This window comes from Pseudomonas sp. (assembly GCF_050739655.1).
Classification (GTDB): domain Bacteria; phylum Pseudomonadota; class Gammaproteobacteria; order Pseudomonadales; family Pseudomonadaceae; genus Aquipseudomonas.
This window is the reverse complement of the sequence record NZ_JBOIBY010000584.1, coordinates 1-4,711: the sequence shown is the minus strand read 5'-3', so window position 1 is coordinate 4,711 and position 4,711 is coordinate 1. Positions and strand designations below refer to the sequence as shown.

At 59.2% G+C, this 4,711-nt stretch carries 5 protein-coding genes; 3 read left to right on the top strand and 2 right to left on the bottom strand.

The window, feature by feature from the left end; translation table 11 throughout:
* A partial coding sequence (locus ACRESJ_RS27830) for a thiamine pyrophosphate-dependent enzyme (RefSeq protein ID WP_431760736.1) occupies window positions 1-525 on the bottom strand: 525 nt, incomplete at its 3' end.
* Window positions 526-710: 185 nt separating this feature from the next.
* Between ACRESJ_RS27830 and bkdR the strand changes: the two genes are divergently transcribed.
* Entirely contained in the window at window positions 711-1,199 is a 489-nt protein-coding gene (bkdR, locus tag ACRESJ_RS27825) for a Bkd operon transcriptional regulator BkdR (protein WP_431760735.1), read from the top strand.
* Between the two features lie 87 nt (window positions 1,200-1,286).
* On the opposite strand, the gene ACRESJ_RS27820 is transcribed toward bkdR, so the two are convergent.
* On the bottom strand, window positions 1,287-2,150 hold the full coding sequence (locus tag ACRESJ_RS27820) for an MBL fold metallo-hydrolase (RefSeq protein WP_431760734.1): 864 nt from the start codon (window positions 2,148-2,150) through the stop codon (window positions 1,287-1,289).
* Window positions 2,151-2,310: 160 nt separating this feature from the next.
* Between ACRESJ_RS27820 and ACRESJ_RS27815 the strand changes: the two genes are divergently transcribed.
* Complete coding sequence (locus ACRESJ_RS27815) at window positions 2,311-3,117, top strand: sulfite exporter TauE/SafE family protein (RefSeq protein ID WP_431760733.1); 807 nt, start codon at window positions 2,311-2,313, stop codon at window positions 3,115-3,117.
* Between the two features lie 327 nt (window positions 3,118-3,444).
* A complete protein-coding gene (locus ACRESJ_RS27810; protein ID WP_431760732.1) occupies window positions 3,445-4,629 on the top strand; it encodes a porin in 1,185 nt (394 codons plus the stop codon).
* Window positions 4,630-4,711 lie beyond the last annotated feature (82 nt).

Sequence of the window (4,711 nt, the reverse complement as noted above, 5' to 3'; positions counted from 1 at the left end):
GTCCTTGACCGAGTACATGATCGGCAATTGCCGGCCCTTGAGCGGATCGCGCTCGTTGGACAGCAACTGGCAGATCAGGTCGACCAGCGGTACGTCGCGGGCCATCTGGATGCTTTGCTGGCGGTAGGTCGGGAAGCACATGTCGTCGATGTTCAAGGCCAGGGCCTGGGCGCTGCCGATGGCTTCTTCGCCGAGGCTCTGCATGTAGAACGACATTTTTTTCTGGCGCTGGGCGACCACCATGCGGTTGTCATAGATCCGCGTCTTGAGCATGGCACGCATGCCTTTACGCAGAACCTCGACCGGCACGCCTTCAGCCCAAGGGCCGAGGGCATTGCCCTGGTCGTCGAGCACGCGAATCAGGCCACGGGCCAGATCGGCGGTGTCGAAGGGTTCAACGTCAATGGGAGGTTTGCGCACCGTACCGGCGTCGGTCAGACGCAGGTAGGAGAAGTCGGTTTTACAGCCGGGACGGCCCGAGGGTTCGGGTACGTGAAGGCGCAGCGGTTCGTACGCTTGGGTCATGGCTTCTACGCTCGATCTTGTGAATTTCTTGTAGTGAGCTGACAGATTTCGTTCTGTGGAAGAAATCTTGTCCTACAACAATCATAGGCCCGGCCAAGGAGAATATTTTTCTCTGTTTCGTTGCGCTAAAGATCATTTGCAGATAAAAAATCTGCATAAACAAAATAAACAGGTGTTTTTGTCTCATGCGCAAACTGGACCGTACCGATATCGGCATTCTCAACAGCCTCCAGGAGAATGCGCGCGTCACCAACGCCGACCTGGCGCGTTCGGTGAACCTGTCGCCCACGCCCTGTTTCAACCGGGTCAAGGCGATGGAAGAGCTGGGTGTCATTCGTGAGCAGGTGACACTGTTGGATGCCGATCTGCTGGGGCTGCATGTGAACGTGTTCATCCATGTCAGCCTGGAAAAGCAGGTGGAGAGGGCGTTGCAGCATTTCGAGGAGGCGATTTCCGATCGTCCGGAAGTGATGGAGTGCTACCTGATGGCAGGTGACCCGGACTACCTGATCCGGGTGCTGGTGCCAAGCATCCAGTCGCTGGAACGCTTCATGATGGATTTTCTGACCAAGGTGCCGGGGGTGGCGAACATTCGATCGAGCTTTGCGCTCAAGCAAGTGCGCTACAAGACGGCGCTGCCGTTGCCGGCGAATGGATTGACGCTGGATATTTGAAGATCAAAAGATCGCAGCCTGCGGCAGCTCCTACATTTGGAATGCGTACACCCTGTAGGAGCTGCCGAAGGCTGCGATCTTTTGCTTTTAGAATTTGTTCAAAGGGATCTTCAGGTAAGTCACGCCGTTGTCTTCCGCCGGCGGCAGATTCCCCGCCCGCACATTCACCTGGATCGCCGGCAGCATCAGCGTCGGCATGCCCAATCCTTCATCACGTTTGGTACGCATCGCCACGAAGGCGGCTTCGTCGATGCCGTCGCGGACATGAATGTTGTTTTTGCGCTGTTCACCCACGGTGGTCATGCATTGGGAAGCGCGGCTTTCTGGTGGGTAATCGTGGCAAACGTAGAGGCGCACGCTGGCGGGGAAGGCCAGCAGTTTGTGGATCGAGGCAAACATCTGGTTGGCATTGCCGCCCGGAAAGTCGCAGCGGGCAGTGCCCACGTCGGGCATGAACATCGTATCGCCCACCAGGATCACATCGCCGTCGATCAGGTACGCCATGTCCGCTGGGGTATGACCTGGGACATGCAACGCCGTGGCCTTGAGGTTGCCGATGCGAAATGACTCGTCCGGGGCGAACAGATGATCGAACTGCGATCCGTCGATGGAGAATCCCGGCTCAAGATTGAACAGAGACTTGAACACATTCTGAACCTTGCAAATCGACTGGCCGATCGCAATCTTGCCGCCCAACTCCCGGCGCAGGTAAGGCGCGGCGGACAAATGATCAGCGTGGGCGTGGGTTTCCAGCAGCCACTGCACCTGTAACCGGTGTTTGCGCACGAAAGCGATGATCCGGTCAGCCTGCACGGTGGTGGTTCGCCCGGCGGCGGCGTTGTAGTCGAGCACCGGGTCGACGATTGCACACTGACCACCGTCCACTTCGTAAATCACATAGCTGTAGGTGGACGAGGCGTCGTCAAAAAAGGCTTCGATCAGGGCGGGCATGGGGGTTGTTTCTTCGTGGGCGAGTCATGAGGTTAGTTTCATTTTCACTGCGCTGACCAGCCCCGCGTCAATTCTGTTATCGAAAATTCCGGACGGGCTCTATCCTGTTAACCATCGATACCGGGCGTTCCCGGCCTTTGTCACGGATTACGAGCGTTATATGTTGCTGGCGAGTTTTTTTGGTGTGGTCATGGGGTTGGTATTGGGCTTGACCGGGGCCGGCGGCGGCATTCTCGCCGTACCGGCGCTGGTGCTGGGCCTGGGGTGGAGCATGACCACGGCGGCGCCCGTCGCGCTGTTTGCAGTGGGCAGCGCGGCGGCAGTCGGTGCCATTGACGGTTTGCGCCACGGCCTGGTGCGCTATCGTGCGGCACTGTTGATTGCGGCGCTCGGCGCGGTGTTCTCGCCGGTGGGCATCTATTTCGCCCATCAGCTACCGGAAAAGGTCCTGATGATCCTGTTCAGTCTGCTGATGGTCATGGTGGCCGTTCGGATGTTGCGTCGCGAGCGCAAGGAAGAAGGCCCGAGCGATCACGGGCAGGCCAACTGGGGCCAGAAGAACTGCATGCTCGATCAGCACACCGGGCGGTTTTCCTGGACCGCCAAATGCACCGCGACCCTCGCGGCCCTTGGCGCGGTGACAGGCGTGGTCTCGGGGTTGCTGGGTGTCGGTGGCGGCTTTCTGATTGTTCCTGCGTTCAAGCAACTGACCGATGTGCAGATGCGCGGGATCATCGCCACGTCCTTGATGGTGATCAGCCTGATCTCGGCCATTGGCGTGATCGGCGCGTTACATGCCGGGGTGCGTATCGACGGTTTGGGCGGGGCGTTCATCGTCGCCAGCATCGTCGGCATGATCGTCGGCCGCAAACTCTGCGCCCGGGTGCCTGCACGGGTGTTGCAGGTAGGGTTTGCCAGCGTTTGCGTGGTGGTTGCCGCTTATATGCTGCTGAGCGCGGCTTTCTGAACACGTCTTCCTTGAAATATCCCGGGAACCCCTGTGGGAGCGAGCCTGCTCGCGATGGTGGCCAACGATAACGCGGGCTGTCTGAGTCACCGCGTTGTCTGGACGCCCATCGCGAGCAGGCTCGCTCCCACAGGGTTAACACCTATTGTTGAGTAGGGTTACTTCCTTAGTGGTTAGCCCTGCCGACAGGCGGTCTTACGCCGTAACTGTCGCGCGTCAACCGCCCCTCCAAAGCACCTGAAAACCGCCCCCAAGGCACCGTATGGCGCCGCCTGTCCGCTTTCGATAATCGCCTCCGACACTTCGTCCCCCGTTTCGGAGCGCGCCATGCACAACAATAAGAACGTCAAGCATCGTTTTCTGCCTGCCCTCATTGCCTGCGTTACAACCCTTGGCCTGAGCAACATGGCCCAGGCCGAGATCATGCTGTACGACAAGGACCAGACCACGTTCTCCACCGACGGCTACATCAATGCCTTCTATGTGAACAGCGATGTCAACCGCGAAGGCGATCAGTTCGACCGTCGCCAGTCGCGGGTGAAGATGGGCTTTTTGCCCAACTACCTGGGCTTCAACATGGGCAAGCAGGTCGATGACCTCAAGCTCGGTGCCCGTGCCTCGTTCTGGGTGACCATCAACGACAGTGAAACCAACGGCACCGACACCGCCATCGATGTGCGGCAATTCTACGGCACCGTCGCCAACCCGGAGTGGGGCGAAGTGCTGATCGGCAAGGACTTCGGCCTGTTTGCCCGTTCCAACATCCTGCTCGATGAAATGCTCGCCGGGTACGGCCAGGTCAGCGACACCCTGGGGTTGGTGGACGGTGGCGGGGTGTCGTTCGGCAACATCGGCACCGGTTATCCCTACCCATTCCCGACCTCGCAGATCACCTATCGCACCCCGGTGCTGGACGGCCTGCGCGTAGCGGTGGGGATCATGGACCCGGTGGACACCAACGACAGCAGCCCAACGGGCAAGGCCTATCAGGAAAACCCGCGCACCGAGAGCGAGGTCACCTACCAGTTCGATGTGGCGGGGGCGCAGATCTACAGCTGGGTCAATGGCAGCTACCAGACATCGGACAATACCGACTCCACCGTCAGTACCGTCACCTCCAAAGGCGTCGGGTACGGCGTGCAGGCGAAAATGGGCGGCTTGTCTCTGACCGGGTCCGGGTTCCAGGCCAAGGGCATCAACCCGTTTTTCACCAACAACGCAGGCGAGCCGACCTTGCGCAACGTCGACAGCGACGGCTACCTGGTGCAAGGTTCCTACAAGCTGGGCAAGAACCGGTTGGCACTGTCCTATGGCAAGACCAAGGACGACGGTAACGGCGTGGTTGGCAGTGGCGCAGACTATGAGACCCGCGGCATTGCACTGTTCCACGACGTCAATGACAACCTCAAGCTGGTAGCCGAATACAACCAGTTCGAAATCAACGGCCACGACACCAGCGCGCAGAACGAAGATACCGATACCTTTGCGGTGGGGGCTGTTTTGACCTGGTAACCCGCTAGCCAACAACACCTGTATCCACTGTGGGAGCTAGCCTGCTAGCGATGGCGTCGGTTCAGCCACCAATTTCATCGGC